Raw genomic sequence first — 15,708 nt, forward strand, 5'->3', positions numbered from 1 at the left:
CCTCCCTTCCCAGGTTTTCAAATGCATGGAAAAATTAGAAATCTTCTAGTTCTTCCATGCATTTGAAAACAATTATCTTTTGTTTCCATTAGAATTATATTTTTCTATTCTAAAAGGCGCAAGAAACTTACGCCTTTTAAGAATACCATTTTTTCATGAAGAAATTGAGTCCTGTTTCTCTTTCTGCATTCCTTTTTCTAAAATAGCAATTTTTGCATCAATTGTTTGTTCGTAATAAGAGGTATTGATTTTTTGTTCCAAGGAATCAATATATTTTTCAATCTCTTGAAAATCGGATTTTCCATGTTTCTTTATTCCTTTTTCATCTATTACCTTATTCATTGTAAAATGAGCATGCGTAATATTTTCTTTTCCCATCATTTCTAAGCGGCGGATATTCATATCCTTTAATTTATGGATCATTTCCATGTACTTTGTCTCTAATTCAGTCAGTTGTTTTTCGGTAATTTTTATTGACTCTTTTAAACGTACACTGCGTTCTTCGTAATGGTTTTTCTCCAATAATGCAAATTGCAATAATTCTGCTTCTCCTGCTTCTTCCGCAACAGATGCTTGGTGCTTCCTTTTAGCCGCCAGCTCATCTGCTTGCTGAAGCTCTTTCACAAATTCTTCTTTTAACTTATATTGGCGTTCCACTAGATTCTTTACTTTTTCTGTTTCTTTTTCGCAATCTCTTAAATATTGATTAAGTAAAGCGATAGGATTTTTATTTTCTTTTTTATCTAAAACCTCATTAATATCTGCTAAAACGGTATTCTTTATTCTTTTTAATAAACTGCTCATAATCTTCTCCCTCTTTCGATTAATTTTTATTTAATTCTGACCATTGTTTTTCAAAATTCTGAAATGGGTCACTAGACTTTTTGCTTTTCAATGTAGGGTTATTCCATTTTTTAAAGACAACATATAAAATATAAGCTGCTGCCAAGCCTAAGATCGCTGGTAAATGGCTTGCTGTAATGCCCAACATAACAATCCCTGCAATTCCCCACAGCACCTTTTCCCAAGTTGTACTGCTTTTTACAAACTGTTTAAAAACAAGGTATAGAATCGCTCCACTTACTACTAATCCAATTATTGGTCCAATCTGTGACAACAAGATGATTGCTGCAACAGCACCTACCATAAATAATCCAAATTTTTTCATTTTGTTTTTCGCTCCTTTCTTATCTACTATGTTAACTTGATTGCATCTTTTTCATAACCTGCTCCAGCTTGATTTTCCTCTACGACTATAGTCTTAGCGCTCTCTACTTCCCTTAAAGGCTGTTTTTTCTCCATAAAAAAAAGACCTATTAAAGGTCTTTTCAGAGTGAATACTTGTGAAGAACAGAGCGAACGTTTCTCAACAGCCTGTCCCCCCTTTACCCTATCAATTTATTATAAATAATCCTAGCCCTTGTAGGCTGATCGGTCCCGTGGATAATGGCCCTTCCGTCTTGAAAAAGTACAACTCGATGATCTTCATATTGGCACGCAAGCAAATAGGGATTCACGATCATATTTTGAACGGATTCCTTCCATACGTCTGATAAATGCTGTAAATCAAGTGAACGGGGAGCTCCAGGGCGAATATGAATGGCATCTCTGCCGCACAGCACATCTGTTTTTGTCCGTCCTTCCATGGACAAATAAGGGTAAACAGCATGATTTCCGCAAGTAGGGCAGTTTGCGTTTTTCAATTTTGCGACATTAATTTCGGACTTTTCCATTTTCCAAATATCATAGGAATATAAAACAGAATCTACTTTATATCCTGTAAGCAGCTGCATTGCCTGTGTTACTTGAAAAGCAGCTACTAATTGAACAATTGGGCTGATTACTCCAACTGTATCACATGTTATATTCTGTGCCGGCAGATGATCCATTAAACAGTGCAAGCAAGGTGTTTCATGGGGCTGAACGGAATAGGTTAAACCATAGCTTGCAACACATGCACCAAATATAAATGGAATAGCATGCTTTACTGCTGCATCATTAATGATTAACCTTGTCTCAAAATTATCTGTAGCATCAATTATAATCGATGCTTCTTTGATTAATTCTTCGATATTGAAAGCATTCATATCAGCAACAACGCTATGGACTGTTACCTCACTGTTTATTTCTGATAGCCTTTTCTTTGCGGCCACTGCTTTCGGCAGCTTCTTTTCCGCATCTTCTTCTGTATACAATTGCTGCCTTTGCAGATTGCTCCATTCCACATAATCTCTATCGATAATCGTAAGAATGCCTATACCTGCTCTAACTAGCATCTCTGCAGTCGAAGACCCTAGTGCTCCTGCTCCAACGATAATGGCATGGCTGTTTTCTATTTTGCGTTGTCCCTTTTCTCCAAAGAAAAGTTTTTGCTTCAAATAGCGATTATTCAAGATGTCACCATTCCTATTGTTGGGCTGCTTGCCACCCCATAATTTTTCTCCTCTATTCTTCCTGCTTCAAAACCAAGCTGTCCGGCTTCGATTGCCAGTTTCATCGCATGCGCCATTTTGATTGGATCCTTTGCAGCTGACACCGCGGTATTCAACAATACTCCATCTGCTCCCAGCTCCATTGCATAGGCTGCATCTTTCGGGGAGCCAATTCCAGCGTCGACAATTACTGGAACAGCTGATTGATCAATAATAAATTGTAAATTTAAAGGATTCATAATCCCTCTTCCAGACCCAATGGGCGATGCCCCCGGCATTATAGCATGTACTCCTAGATCTTCTAATCGTTTAGCCAGCACCACATCATCCGATGTATATGGGAGCACAATAAACCCTTCTTCTAACAGCATTTCTGATGCTTTTAATGTTTCAACTGGATCTGGAAGCAAGGATTTATCACAGCCAATTACTTCTACTTTAATCATATCGCATAAACCAGAAGCTTTTGCCAATTTAGCAATTCGTACTGCTTCTTCAGCAGTTTTTGCACCTGCAGTATTGGGCAGCAACGTATAACGGGATAGATCCAACTGCTCTAAAAAGTTAGGCTGTGATTCTTCAAATATATTCATTCTCCGCACGGCAAATGTTAATATCTCAGCACCTGAAACATCAACTGCCTTCTTCTGAATTTCAAATGATGGATATTTGCCTGTTCCTAATAATAATCTTGATTTGAATGCTTTGTCTGCAATTTTCAACATAATTATCCGCCTCCTACAAAATGTATTAATTCAACTGAATCGCCCTCGGAAAGTTGGGATGAAGCATATTCGTCTTTCATCATAATTTCTTTGTTTAACTCTACTACTACAATTCTATTTTGCAATTCATATAAAGCGAGTAAATCAGCGAGTGTTTCCACTCCGTCTGGCAGATCGACTGTTTTTCCATTTAACTTGATTGCCACTTTTCCACCTCCTTATAGAGAGATTTTATTTCTTCTATCTACTTGAAAAGCTTGCACCCACGTCTTATCCACTTGATTGCCGACAATCATATCTTTTATCATCTTTCCTGTGGCAGGGGCCATTAAAATTCCATTTCGTTGATGACCGGCTGCAAAAAAAAGATTATCGCCGTGTGGATGAGCGCCAATGAAAGGATATCCATCAAAAGTCATTGGTCTGAATCCTGCCCAATAGGAATCTATTTTCATTTCTGTTATGCTTGGCATCATTTCTTTTGCTTTTTGTATAATCTCTTCTATCCCGCCAATTGTTGGCCTTTCATCCCAATCATTCCATTTTTGTGTGGCGCCAATAACAAGCTTATTATTATTTCTCTGTACGATATAATTTTGATTATAAAAAAGCGTATGGTCCAACGGCTTGCCTTCATTTATTACAGCTAAACATTCCCCTTTTACTGGAATAATTTGATTGGTTAGCCCAAGCTGTTGAAAAAAACGATTGCTCCAAACACCACTAGCCACAACAACATAACAAGCTTCGAATTCTCCTTTTGCTGTATGAATCACATAGTGGCCATCTTGCTTTTTTATTTCTGCGACTTCTGTATATTCAAAAATAGATGCCCCATTCAATTGAGCCGTTTTGCTTAATCCATTACACGCAGAAGTGGGCGTCACATGAACATCCTCTTTTAAATAAGCCGCTCCTATAATCGAAGCATTTACTGGCACTTTTTCTATTACATCAGAAGCGGTCATCCACTCAACTGTTGAATGAGCTAAAATCGGTTGAAGCGCTCGCTTTTCTTCTTCTGAATAGACTAATTTTAAGATTCCGCCTTCTTTGAGCTCTATGTCTATCCCGCTCTTGTCTTTTATCTCATGTACAAGCTCTTTATACAGCAGCTGGCTGCTTCTCACAAAAGGATATAAATGTTCGAATTCCTTGTATTCAGAATGGGCTCCAAGCATGCCAGCTGCCGCACTAGTAGATTTCCCCCCTACTTTCTGACTGTCCAAGACAGCAACATCTATTTTTTCTTTTGCTAAATAATAAGCAATGGAGCATCCGATAATACCGCCGCCTATTACAACTACTTCAAATTTGCGATTCAATATTCATACACCTCTCATGAAGTTTCTTCACAGCTTCCAAAGGATTGGGTGCGGAAAAAATAGCCGACATAACTGCAATTCCATCAACGCCATATTGATGTAATCCCCCTACTCGCTCTTCCGTAATGCCTCCAATCACAAACAATGGAATAGATACTTCTTTTTTTATTTGTGTAATCGATTCAATAGCTACCGGCGGCTTCCCCTTTTTACTATTTGTTTGAAAGCAATGTCCGTATAACACATAATCTGCTCCATCACTATTTGCACTTTTTGCTTCTGCCATGCTATGAACCGGTATTCCTATTTTCTTTTCCGGAAATTTCTTTTTCACTTCCGTAATAGGCAGCCCAGCACCAGGAAGATGAATAGTAGGTATATTTAGTAACAAAGCAACATCTACACGATCATTGATTACTATCTTTTTTTTATCCACACCTTCTTCTAATAACTTCATACAAAGTGTATATACTTCCTGTGCTGATTTTTTCTTTTCCCTAATCTGAATATAGTCGAGGAAGTTGTGAATTTTCAGTATTTTATTTGAAAGTTCATCAATAGAATGCTGGTCATCTGTAACTGCCATTAGCTTCATTCGAATTTCCCCTTCCTTTTTTCAGTGGCTGTTTTTTTAATACGAGAACGCAAAAAACCACTCTCCTGCAAAAGGAAAGTGGTTTAAAAACGGCACGAAAAAGAGCCTTAATAGAACATAATAAGCGCCATACAATTATCCACTTTCCTACGCAGGTACGAACCTGTTCAGGTTTTGAGGGTTTAAAAGTAGCTACTTTATTCTCAGCCCTTATCAAGGGATCCCCTAGTGATGATTTAATTAAGTTACTAATATTCTATCATACAGTAGTATTAATTCAACTAAATATTTGAAATTATCACATTTTAACCAATTATTAAATCAAAATTCATTTCCAAACAGCTTCTTTTTACGTATCCGTTTTTAAGGACCATAATGGCAAACGAACAAAAACATCCTTCTGATCTTCTACAATAATAGGTGCAACTGCGCTAAATAAGGGACACCAAATGAACGTAAAGAACTTAAATGGGTCACGCCACCATAAAAACTAAGACAAGCAATACACCATATAGTCCTAGAATAGAAGCAACAATAATAACCATGTTTAACTGAAGAAAAAAGAAAGAAGAAAAAGAGAGATGAAACCCATCTCCCTCTTTCGCTTTATCCCACTCTTAACGGGCAGCAAGATCCCCACTGATGGAAAGGTTCACTTTATTATTTTCTTCTTGAAGCCTTTTTCATGGGCTTAAAGTCTACTATCTTGCCTTCATAAAACTCTTTTCGTGACAGATGAATCGACAATTCCTTTAAAAATTGTTTTAGCTCTCTTTCTTCTCTTTCAGTCACAATATTTATAACAGTCCCTTTTGCACCAAATCTTCCAGTACGCCCTGAACGATGAATATATTGTGTTGTATCACTTGCTAAATCATAATGCACGACATGCGTAATTTTTTGAATATCCAAACCTCTTGCTGCAACATCTGTTGCCAGCAACATATTTGTTTTGCCTTTTCGGAAGCTATTGATGGCTTTTTGGCGCTCCATCTTATTCAAATCACTATGCAGCATGCTTGTTTGGAGTTTTTTGTAGGTAAGTTTTTCATGCAATATCGTTAAGTTTCCTATATCTTTTACAAATACAAGCACTTTGCTGTCCGTTAATCGTGCAATACGTTCTATTACTTTCAGTTTATCTCTATATTCTTCTTGAAAATAAACATGGTCTACCGCGGCCGCTTCTATAGTTTCATCTTTTTTCACACGGATAACTTCTGGATCCTTTACCAGCTCTTTTGCCAGATTTTCCGTATTCTCCGTTAATGTAGCAGAAAACAGAACTACTTGCCGATCTAGAAGCGTAGCTTTTACAATTTGTTTTACGGATTCTATATGCTCCGCCACTAACAGCTGATCAGCCTCGTCGAGCACAACCATTTTTACTTCATGCATTTTCAGTTTTTTCTGCTTAATTAACTCTAAAGCTCTTCCAGGTGTACAGATAGCAATATGAGGGTGCTTTTTTAATTTTTCTAATTGCCTTTTAACATTGGCTCCACCTATAAATGAAGCTGCTCTAATGCCGCTGCCTTCTCCCCACTTTTGTATTTCAGCCAGAATTTGCATAACAAGTTCTTGGGAAGAAGCTAATATGATTGCCTGCATCCCTTTCTCGTCAGAATTTATTTTATTTAAAAGGGGCAGAACGTAGGCTAATGTTTTTCCTGTTCCTGTTGGGGACTCTGCAATCAAGTCCTTCCCTTCTAATAAAAGTGGAATTGTTTTTTCCTGTATTGATGTGGCTCTTTCAAACTTTGCCTTTTCCCAATTTTCTTGTATAAAAGGGGGTAATTTCATCCAAAATTGTTGATCTTTCATTTCGATCTCCTTTATGTTTTATGCTAACTAGGATAATAATTCAGTTTCATTTAAGCATAAAAATATATCTACTTATTATAAATTATTATCCAAAAAATTGATATGCAATCTACTAAATTTAATCGAAAGCGTAAGAATAGCATAGGCGAAGCCATAAAGTAAACTTCCATCAGTGGGGGTTTTACTGCCCGTTAAGAGTGGGATAAATCCTCTGAGTATATATCGATACATTACAGATTTTCCGAGTGAGAAAGCTCATGGAAGTCGCAGACCGTCTTGAGACAGGCGAGAAGAAAGCAGGAGTGAAACGACGAAGCGGCTTAAGGCTCGCCCCGCGGAAAGCGAAGTGTATTCAGGCTGAGGGTGAGGGCTAAACAACAACAATCTATACGAAAAGAGCCATAAAAAAAGAAAATGCCCATAGAAAAGCAATTCTTTTTTCTACTGGCATTTCCTTCAATTAAATTAATGGTTCTTCCTTGTCGACTGATTGGACAATATCCACTCTGTCTTTTATTTTTTTCATTTTATTATCCAGTTCATGTGCTGAGTCCGCTGCTTCTTTTAATTCAATCAGCAAGTGTTCTGGGATTCCTTTATCAAATTTATAATAGATTTTGTGCTCTAAGCTGGCCCAAAAATCCATTGCAATCGTTCGAATTTGTATTTCTACCGAAACTTCTTCCACACCATTACTTAAATAAACTGGAATCTTTATAATTAAATGCAAGCTTTTATAGCCATTTGGCTTTGGATTTTTAATATAATCTTTCACATTCACTATTTTTATATCATTTTGTCTTTTTAGCATTTCGTAAATATCATAAATATCCGAAAGAAAGGAACAAGTAATTCGTACTCCAGCAATATCATGAATATGTTTTTTGGCATTATCAACAGAGATATCCAATTCTTTTCGGTGCAGCTTTAGCATAATGCCTTTTGGGTCTTTAATTCTAGACTTTATATGTTCAATCGGATTGTGATCGTGTATAAATTGAAATTCTTCATTTAAGATTTTTAATTTTGTATTTACTTCTTCTAAAGCAAATCGATAAATAATTAAATTATTTTTCCATTCTATTAACTCATTGGATAGATCATCCAAATTAAAGTTATTTTCGGATGCATATGATTGGATTTGCTTTATATTCATTTTATTAATACGTCTCCTTTGGTTTTCTGCACACCTTTTCAGCGTTTACACCCATATTTTTCAAGAACTCGATTATTTGATCAATTGTTTTCATCTTATCCTTCACCTCTAGAGTAGAAATAATGAACATATCTACATTTTAAACAAATATGACCGGTCAGTCAAATTATGTTTTTTTTACCTAACCTCCTATTAAAATAATGGACTAAACATGAGGTAGGGATCATCGCTACTTCATGTTTAGTCGATAGCTTTTCAAAACAAGGAAGGCGTTTTTTGTCCGTTGTTTACCAATTGATTTTGATATAATTCATAATAAAAGCCTTTTTGATTTAGAAGATGTGTGTGCGAGCCTATTTCTATTATTCTTCCTTTATCTAATACAGCTATTTTATCTGCATGTCTAATTGTATTTAAACGATGGGCAATAACTAAGCATGTTTTTCCCTTCATTAAACGCTTTAGTGCTTCCTGAATGTTCACTTCTGTAACGGTATCAATGCTGCTTGTTGCTTCATCCATAATTAAAATTGTCGGATCTGCTATTATAGCCCTAGCAATTGAAAGCAGCTGCTTTTGCCCTTGACTAATCCCGCTTCCCTCAGAAGATAAGACCGTATCGTAAGCTTCAGGCATTTTGCTGATGAAACTATGGGCATTTGCCATTTTTGCTGCTGCTTCTACTTCATCATCTGTAGCTGTCAGCCTACCATAGCGAATATTTTCTCTGATTGTACCTTCAAATAAATACGTATCTTGCAGGACAAACCCCATATGGGAACGCAGGCTTTCTCTTTTCATTTTTAAAATATTTTGACCATCTATTTCAATAGAACCGCTGGTTATTTCATAAAATCTTGAAAGCAAGTTAATGACGGTTGTTTTTCCTGCGCCAGTCGGTCCAACAAGGGCAAGTGTTTCACCAGGATTAATTTGAAAATGGATATTTTCTAAAATTCTTTTGTCTTTTTCATAAGCAAATGATACATTCGAAAATGAAACTTCTCCTTTAATAGACTGTATCTCATGAGCAAAAGTTTCATCTTTCGATTCAGTCGGTTCATCTAATACTTCAAAAACACGCTCAGCTCCTGCAATCGCCGATAATAAGGTATTGAATTGATTAGATAAATCGTTTAATGGTCTTGTAAATTGTCTAGCATATTCTACAAATATTACGATAACCCCGATGGAAATATCTCCAGATCTCAAAATAATCAATCCGCCGACGCCAACTATTAATGCATAGCTCACATTATTTAACATATTCATTAATTTGGGAATAAAGCCAGAATACACTTGCGCCCAATAGCCAATGTTTTTTAAATTATTGCTTTTTTCATCTAAGTCTAAAATCATTTTCTCTTCTAAAGAAAAAGTTTTTATTATCCGCTGTCCTGAAATGGATTCTTCAATAAATCCGTTTAATGCTCCTAAATGCTTTTGTTGTTCTTTAAATAATACACCTGTTCTCTTTGTTATCCACTTCATTCCAATATACATAGCAGGGATAATCGTAAGAGTTAAAAGAGTTAGAAGTGGACTTATCCAAAGCATAACGGCTACGGTCCCAATTAACGTCAACATACTAGAAACGATTTGAATGATCGAACTATTTAATGTTGAACTCACGTTTTCTATATCATTTGTTACCCGGCTCATCAACTCTCCATGCTGCCGCTTATCAAAATAAGCAATCGGCAGCATATGAAAATGCTGAAACAGCTCAGAACGGAGTTTATAAACTGTTGTTTGTGCTATCCCGATCATCCAATAATTTTGTAAAAATAAGGTGATGGAATAAAACAAATAAATAACAGCTAAAGCTAGAAGCAGACTAACAAAATGATCCGTTTGCTTGTTCACAATGTAAACATCTATTGCTTTTCCAAGTAAATAAGGACCTAGCAGCCCAAGTACACAGCTTGCAGCAACTAGAAAAAGCACGATAAAAAGCAGCATTCTTTTTTGTGCAATATAGAACCATAAACGGCGAATCGTTTTGCCTTCATTTTTAGGCTTTGCCCTTTTTTTCTCTGTTTTTTTATTTGGCTTTATGTTTATTTTACGGTATTGAAATGGATCGGTTATTGTCTTGAGCATAGTTCCCACCATCCTCTCCCAGCTGTGATGCAACAATGTTTTGGTAGAGTCTATTAGTTTTTGCAACCTTTTCATGTGTATCAAAGGCAAGCATTTCTCCATTTTCTAAAAGCAGGACTTTGTTTGATTTCATAGCAGTAGATATCTTTTGGGTAATAAGAAAAATAGTACAATCATATGCTGATAATGCTTAAAGCAGCTGCTTTTCTGTTTTTAAATCCAATGCACTCGTACTGTCGTCAAGAAGCAGAATCTTTGGATTTCGGACAAGTGCCCGTGCTATCGATAATCTTTGTTTTTGTCCCCCTGATAAATTAATGCCTTTTTGACCGATTCTTGCATCATATTGATTAGAAAGCAGCATTATCGTGTCATGAATCTGCGCATCCTTTGCTGCCTTCACTACTTCATCGAAGGTGGCAGATGGATTTCCCCACATAATATTTTCCTTAATCGTCCCAGAAAACAATAACGACTGCTGTGGAACATAGCCAATTTGTTTCCGCAAAAATTCTAAAGGAATTTCTTCTATTTTTTGATTATCTATATAAATGGTTCCATTCGAGGGTTCAAAAAGTCTGGGAATCAATTGAAACAGAGAAGTTTTTCCAGAACCAGTGACACCTAATACAGCAATCATTTCTTTTTGGTGAACCGTAAATGTCACGTTATGGATTGCATCCACTTTTGCACTTGGATAACGAAAGAAGACACCTTTAAACTCCACTTTTCCTTTGATCTCCTGCAGCTTCACTTCATTTGTTGACAGATCGGCATCCTTTAACTCAATCTCTAATATTTCATTTAGGCGACCTGACGATGCTTTTATACGAGAAGCAACCATTATAAGCATGGTGACGACAGATAAAGAGGAGGTAATTCTTAAAGAATAATTGATAATAGCCACTGCCTCTCCCACTTGCATTGCTCCACTGTTTATTTGCAGCGAACCTAGCCAAAGGATAAAAATAATACAGAGATTCATCACAAATAACACAAGCGGCACGGTAATTTCCATCAGCCTTAAAGCAGATTCGGTATTTTTCCGCAAATCATCACTTACTGTTAAAAACCGTGTTTTTTCAAATTGATTTCGAATATATGCCCGTATTAGGCGGACCGCTGTTAAGTTTTCCAGCATGACATTATTCACACTGTCTAATTTTTCCTGAACTTGTTTAAACAGCTTTCTTCCTTTATTAATAACAAAAACAAACATCACAATAAGAAGCGGAATGGTAACGGCTAGAATAAAAGCAAGCTTGATATTCACAACAAATGACATAACGATTCCGCCAATTATTAAGAGTGGTGCTCGAAGCATAAAGCGCAGGCCCATAAAAATAGTATTTTGAAGTTGGGTAATATCATTAGTTAATCTTGTAATAAGAGAGGAGTTTGAAAATTGATTGCTTGTAGTATAGGTGAAATATTGAATAATATGATACAGCTCTTTCCGAAGACTATAGCCAAAGTTTTGACTAACATGCGCCGCATAAAATGTATTAATAATTCCTGCTGCAAATGCCAACATGGATATTCCTACCAACATGCCACCCCAAATCAAAACAGTTTGTGTGTTTTGATACGCTAATCCATCATCAATTATTTTTGCCATAATAAGTGGTTGAACAAGTTCAACGGCCAGTTCTGTCAACATAAGTATTAATGCAATAATGACAGCAGTCCGATATGTACGCAGCCTTCCAAAAATTTGGGACATCCTATTCCTCCTGATCAGCTTGAAGATTTGCCAGTTTATATTTTTTAATTGCAAAATATTTAGCAACACTAAACATTAATTTTATCATACTCCTTTTTTTCTCTTGCAGAAAATAACTTCTTTCCTAAAAAGGCTGCATCCAGAAATATTAGGAAAGGAATTAAAGAAGAAAAATGTGAAATGAAAAAATCCAAGGAAAAAAATTCCCTTGGATTTTTCGTCAGCCAATCATTTTATTCTCTAAAAATAACTTACTTCGCTCCAGTTAATGACCATTTATATAGTTCATTATGGAATCCAAATACTTTTGGTCCACCAACTGCTACATCTTTAGAAACTGCGGAGAAATCAAAATCAGAATATAAAGTAAAGATCGGCATCTCTTCACTCCAGATTGTTTGCAGCTGATTATAAATTTCTTTACGCTTTTGCATATCCGGTTCTTGCTTCCCTTCCGTTAATAACTTATCCACTTTTGGATTGCTGTATTTGGTATAGTTGCTTGAACCACCTGTTCCATAAATAGTTGTAAGATCTGGATCAATAGTATTTGAAAATCCGATTAACATAAGATCATAATCCCCAGCTTTTGCCTTCGACATAATCGTTGGGAAATCATACGTAGTAGTATTAATTTTTAATCCAACCGCTTTTAGATTTTCCGCGATAATATCTGCTGATTGCTCACGTACTTTATTTCCAATCGGTACAACAAAATCAATGGTTTTGTTAAAGTCCCAGCCTGCTTCTTTTAAAAGCTGCTTTGATTTTTCCGGATCATACGTGTATGTCTTTAACTCTTTATCTAAATATGGACTAATGGAAGTATATGGACCGTCAACAATTTCTCCCTGTCCTTTTAATAGCTTGTCTACAATTTTTTGACGATCAATTGCATAGGCAATTGCTTGTCTTACTTTAGGATCTTTCATTTTTTCCACATTAAAGCTCATATTTTGGTAGCCATATGTTTTTTCTGTTTTTGTTTCCACATTTTTAAAGCCTTTTACTGTATCAAAATCCTGTACAGCAATTTTACCAATTCCTGCACCAGCATTCATATCAATTTCTCCTGTTTGCAGCTGTGCGACAAGGTTTGCTGCAGGCATGATTTTTACAAACATTTTATTTAACTGTACATCTCCTAAATAATAGTTCTTATTTTTTTCGTATTCTATATATTGATCTTTCGCATATTTCACAAATGTAAATGGACCGTTTGTAACCGTTGGCTTTTGCATAAATGGATCCTTTTGTAAATTTTCCGGCGCCACATCCTTTAACACATGCTCCGGCAGAATCATAAATTTAGAGCCTAATTGTTCTTTTACCATATTTGGATCTACTGGTTTTTTCGTTTTAAATTGAATCGTTTTATCATCCACTATTTTTAATGACGGTATTTCCGTGACTCCATCTGGGAATTTCCCATTGTCCGTTAAACCATCTAAAACAGTAAGATAAGCACCAACTGCTGTTTCTGTTTTAGGATTTGCTACAAGATTCATCGTAAAGGCCACATCATTGGCTGTAACTGGCTTGCCATCCGACCAATTCGCATTTTTATTAATTTTTATCGTAAATGTTTGGTTATCTTGCGTTTCAAAAGATTCGGCAAGCTTTGGCTTAAATTCCAGAGGACTTGTCATTTCTAAAAAAGTATCAAACATAAATTTTTCCAGCCAAGCTGCTGCGATATCCGAAGAGTTAATTGGATTAAAGCTTACTGGTGCATTTACTAAACCAATATACATGGTATTATCTTTTGATCCCCCACTGGTTGAGGTAGTACTAGCGCCTGTACATGCTGCTAACAATAGTAAGGATGCAATTGCAAGTAAACTGAATACTTTTCTGAATGCCTTCATCTGATTTCCCCCATTTTATCTATAATCTATTATTCATAGTAGTGCTTACTTCAAGCTTTTTGGATCCATTGCGTCCCTTAAACCGTCGCCCATAAAGTTAATGGAAAGAACAGACAAAAGAATCATGATGCCGGGTGGAATCCATAGCCAAGGCTGTGATGCTAATACTGTTATCGACTGGGCCTCTGTCAGCATATTTCCCCAGCTGGCAGTTGGAGGCTGCACTCCCATTCCAAGAAAGCTAAGGGATGCTTCCATAATAATCGCTGACGCTATTCCAAATGTAGCATTAACAAGAATAGGAGCAATACAGTTTGGAAGGATATGCTGAAATACAATTTTAGGAGTTGAATAGCCTAATGCAACTCCGGCCTTCACATAATCCATTTGTTTAATAGATAAAACACTTCCTCTTACCAGTCTTGCAATAGACGGCCATCCTAACAGGCCTAAAACGAAAATGACATTTATAAGCTTTGGACCCATAATACTTACTAGTACAAGAATAACCATTAAGTATGGAAAGGACATAAATACATCGGTAATACGCATGATGACCATATCCACCCATTTTCCAAAATAGCCTGCAAGGGCTCCAAGTATCGTGCCTATCGCTACATAGATTGCAACTGCTCCGATTCCCACAGATAGAGAGACTCTTGCAGCATACAATAATCGGCTAAATAAATCCCTTCCTACTTCATCTGTGCCAAGAATATGATCAGATGAAGGAGCTGCAGCAAAATCTCCATCAACAGAGTAGGGACTATGAGGTGCCAATAATGGTGCAAAAATAGCAATTAACGCAATCAGTGTAAATATCACCAGACCAACTACTGCCAATTTATGTTTTAAAAAGCGCCTTGTAATTAATTTCAGATAACTTTCTTCTAAGCCTAGCTGCTCTTTCTCTGAGATTGCCACTTTACGATTAATTGAAATATTTGTATCCATTTTCATATTCGGTATACTCATTTTCATCCTCCTTCCTAGCTATATTTAATACGTGGATCCACAACAGAATATAAAACATCTGTTAACAAATTCGAAAATAATACCGCAAAGGCTGCTAAAAAGTTAATGGCCATTAAAGTAGGGTAATCCCTTGAACTGATGGATTGAATGGTCAACTGCCCTAATCCCGGCCACTGAAAAATTTGTTCTGTGACTACAGCCCCGCCAATTAATACAGGGATTTCCATTCCAATAATAGTAATAATAGGAATGAGTGCATTTTTTAAAGCATGTTTATTTGTGACAATAAATTCTTTTAATCCTTTTGCCCTTGCCGTTCGAAGATAATCCTGCCCAAGCACTTCCAGCATGCTGCTCCTTACATACCGAACTGTGCTTCCTGCAATCGACGTTCCAAGTATTACAGCTGGAAGAATTAAATGAATTAACGTATCTGCAAAGCTGCCTTCGCTGCCTAAAGTAAACATTCCACCAGTCGGCAGAACCTTCCATACTAATGCAAATACATAAATTCCTCCTAATCCTAAAAAGAAGCTTGGAATAGATACACCTAAGAAGGAAAATGTTGTTGTTAAATAGTCGATCCATGAATATTGTTTTGTAGCGCTTAAGATGCCGACTGGAATCGCAATGATATAAGCAATTAACAAGGCTGTTCCCATCAGTAATAAGGTTGGCACAATCCGACTTATTACTAAATGAAGCACTGGCTCATAAGTAGTATAGGAAAATCCAAAATCTCCATGAAGGATGTTGTTTAACCACCGAATATATTGAATATAAATGGGATCATTTAATCCAAGTGCTTCTTTTTTTGCTTGTATATCGGCTTCCGTTGCATCTGGATTTAAATACATATCAACTGGATTTCCCGGCGCTAAATTAATGATAAAAAAATTAAAGATGGTAACCCCGAATAATACGGGTATCGCAATGAGAATTCTTCGGATAATATATTGAAACAAGATAGCTCCCTCCTTAA

The 15,708-nt window shown here is 36.3% G+C and carries 13 protein-coding genes, 1 pseudogene and 1 riboswitch; all 14 genes and pseudogenes read right to left on the reverse strand.

The window, feature by feature from the left end:
* Nucleotides 1–153 precede the first annotated feature (153 nt).
* A complete protein-coding gene (locus ACTYBU_RS11745) occupies nt 154–804 on the reverse strand; it encodes a PspA/IM30 family protein (RefSeq protein WP_445489919.1) in 651 nt (216 codons plus the stop codon).
* 19 nt (nt 805–823) lie between these two features.
* Entirely contained in the window at nt 824–1,168 is a 345-nt protein-coding gene (locus ACTYBU_RS11750) for a lmo0954 family membrane protein (RefSeq protein WP_445489921.1), read from the reverse strand.
* Nucleotides 1,169–1,385: 217 nt separating this feature from the next.
* Nucleotides 1,386–2,393, reverse strand: coding sequence for a ThiF family adenylyltransferase (locus ACTYBU_RS11755; protein ID WP_445489923.1), 1,008 nt, complete (start codon nt 2,391–2,393; stop codon nt 1,386–1,388).
* A complete protein-coding gene (locus ACTYBU_RS11760; protein ID WP_445489924.1) occupies nt 2,390–3,157 on the reverse strand; it encodes a thiazole synthase in 768 nt (255 codons plus the stop codon). Before ACTYBU_RS11760 ends, ACTYBU_RS11755 begins: the two co-directional genes overlap by 4 nt.
* Before the next feature lie 2 nt (nt 3,158–3,159).
* Nucleotides 3,160–3,363 (reverse strand): sulfur carrier protein ThiS, encoded by a 204-nt coding sequence (thiS, locus tag ACTYBU_RS11765; RefSeq protein ID WP_445489926.1) that lies wholly within the window; start codon nt 3,361–3,363, stop codon nt 3,160–3,162.
* 12 nt (nt 3,364–3,375) lie between these two features.
* Nucleotides 3,376–4,482: a glycine oxidase ThiO gene (thiO, locus tag ACTYBU_RS11770; RefSeq protein ID WP_445489928.1), complete on the reverse strand. Its 1,107-nt coding sequence runs from the start codon at nt 4,480–4,482 to the stop codon at nt 3,376–3,378.
* Nucleotides 4,466–5,077, reverse strand: coding sequence for a thiamine phosphate synthase (locus ACTYBU_RS11775; protein ID WP_445489929.1), 612 nt, complete (start codon nt 5,075–5,077; stop codon nt 4,466–4,468). The genes thiO and ACTYBU_RS11775 overlap by 17 nt, the downstream gene beginning before the upstream one ends.
* Nucleotides 5,078–5,204: 127 nt before the next feature.
* A riboswitch (TPP riboswitch) is annotated at nt 5,205–5,314 on the reverse strand.
* A gap of 423 nt (nt 5,315–5,737) precedes the next feature.
* Nucleotides 5,738–6,901: a DEAD/DEAH box helicase gene (locus tag ACTYBU_RS11780; protein WP_445489931.1), complete on the reverse strand. Its 1,164-nt coding sequence runs from the start codon at nt 6,899–6,901 to the stop codon at nt 5,738–5,740.
* Between the two features lie 460 nt (nt 6,902–7,361).
* Complete coding sequence (locus ACTYBU_RS11785; protein WP_445489933.1) at nt 7,362–8,057, reverse strand: GTP pyrophosphokinase; 696 nt, start codon at nt 8,055–8,057, stop codon at nt 7,362–7,364.
* Nucleotides 8,058–8,312: 255 nt separating this feature from the next.
* The gene (locus tag ACTYBU_RS11790; RefSeq protein WP_445489934.1) at nt 8,313–10,160 is read right to left on the reverse strand and encodes an ABC transporter ATP-binding protein; all 1,848 of its coding nucleotides are present in this window, start codon (nt 10,158–10,160) and stop codon (nt 8,313–8,315) included.
* A pseudogene (locus ACTYBU_RS11795) lies at nt 10,123–11,883 on the reverse strand (ABC transporter ATP-binding protein). Before ACTYBU_RS11795 ends, ACTYBU_RS11790 begins: the two are co-directional and overlap by 38 nt.
* 251 nt (nt 11,884–12,134) lie before the next feature.
* The gene (locus ACTYBU_RS11800) at nt 12,135–13,751 is read right to left on the reverse strand and encodes an ABC transporter substrate-binding protein (protein ID WP_445489936.1); all 1,617 of its coding nucleotides are present in this window, start codon (nt 13,749–13,751) and stop codon (nt 12,135–12,137) included.
* Nucleotides 13,752–13,796: 45 nt separating this feature from the next.
* Complete coding sequence (gene opp4C / locus ACTYBU_RS11805; protein WP_445489938.1) at nt 13,797–14,726, reverse strand: oligopeptide ABC transporter permease; 930 nt, start codon at nt 14,724–14,726, stop codon at nt 13,797–13,799.
* 14 nt (nt 14,727–14,740) lie between these two features.
* Nucleotides 14,741–15,691, reverse strand: coding sequence for an ABC transporter permease (locus ACTYBU_RS11810; protein WP_445489940.1), 951 nt, complete (start codon nt 15,689–15,691; stop codon nt 14,741–14,743).
* Nucleotides 15,692–15,708: the final 17 nt, after the last annotated feature.

Source organism: Niallia sp. 03133 (assembly GCF_052663225.1).

Excerpts from the sequence above, each read along its gene's own strand:
- ACTYBU_RS11775 (WP_445489929.1), bottom strand. The coding sequence starts at position 5,077 with ATGAAGCTAATGGCAGTTACAGATGACCAGCATTCTATTGATGAACTT.
- ACTYBU_RS11760 (WP_445489924.1), bottom strand. The coding sequence starts at position 3,157 with ATGTTGAAAATTGCAGACAAAGCATTCAAATCAAGATTATTATTAGGA.
- ACTYBU_RS11785 (WP_445489933.1), bottom strand. The coding sequence starts at position 8,057 with ATGAATATAAAGCAAATCCAATCATATGCATCCGAAAATAACTTTAAT.
- ACTYBU_RS11790 (WP_445489934.1), bottom strand. The coding sequence starts at position 10,160 with ATGCTCAAGACAATAACCGATCCATTTCAATACCGTAAAATAAACATA.
- ACTYBU_RS11745 (WP_445489919.1), bottom strand. The coding sequence starts at position 804 with ATGAGCAGTTTATTAAAAAGAATAAAGAATACCGTTTTAGCAGATATT.
- ACTYBU_RS11780 (WP_445489931.1), bottom strand. The coding sequence starts at position 6,901 with ATGAAAGATCAACAATTTTGGATGAAATTACCCCCTTTTATACAAGAA.
- ACTYBU_RS11750 (WP_445489921.1), bottom strand. The coding sequence starts at position 1,168 with ATGAAAAAATTTGGATTATTTATGGTAGGTGCTGTTGCAGCAATCATC.
- opp4C (WP_445489938.1), bottom strand. The coding sequence starts at position 14,726 with ATGAGTATACCGAATATGAAAATGGATACAAATATTTCAATTAATCGT.
- ACTYBU_RS11800 (WP_445489936.1), bottom strand. The coding sequence starts at position 13,751 with ATGAAGGCATTCAGAAAAGTATTCAGTTTACTTGCAATTGCATCCTTA.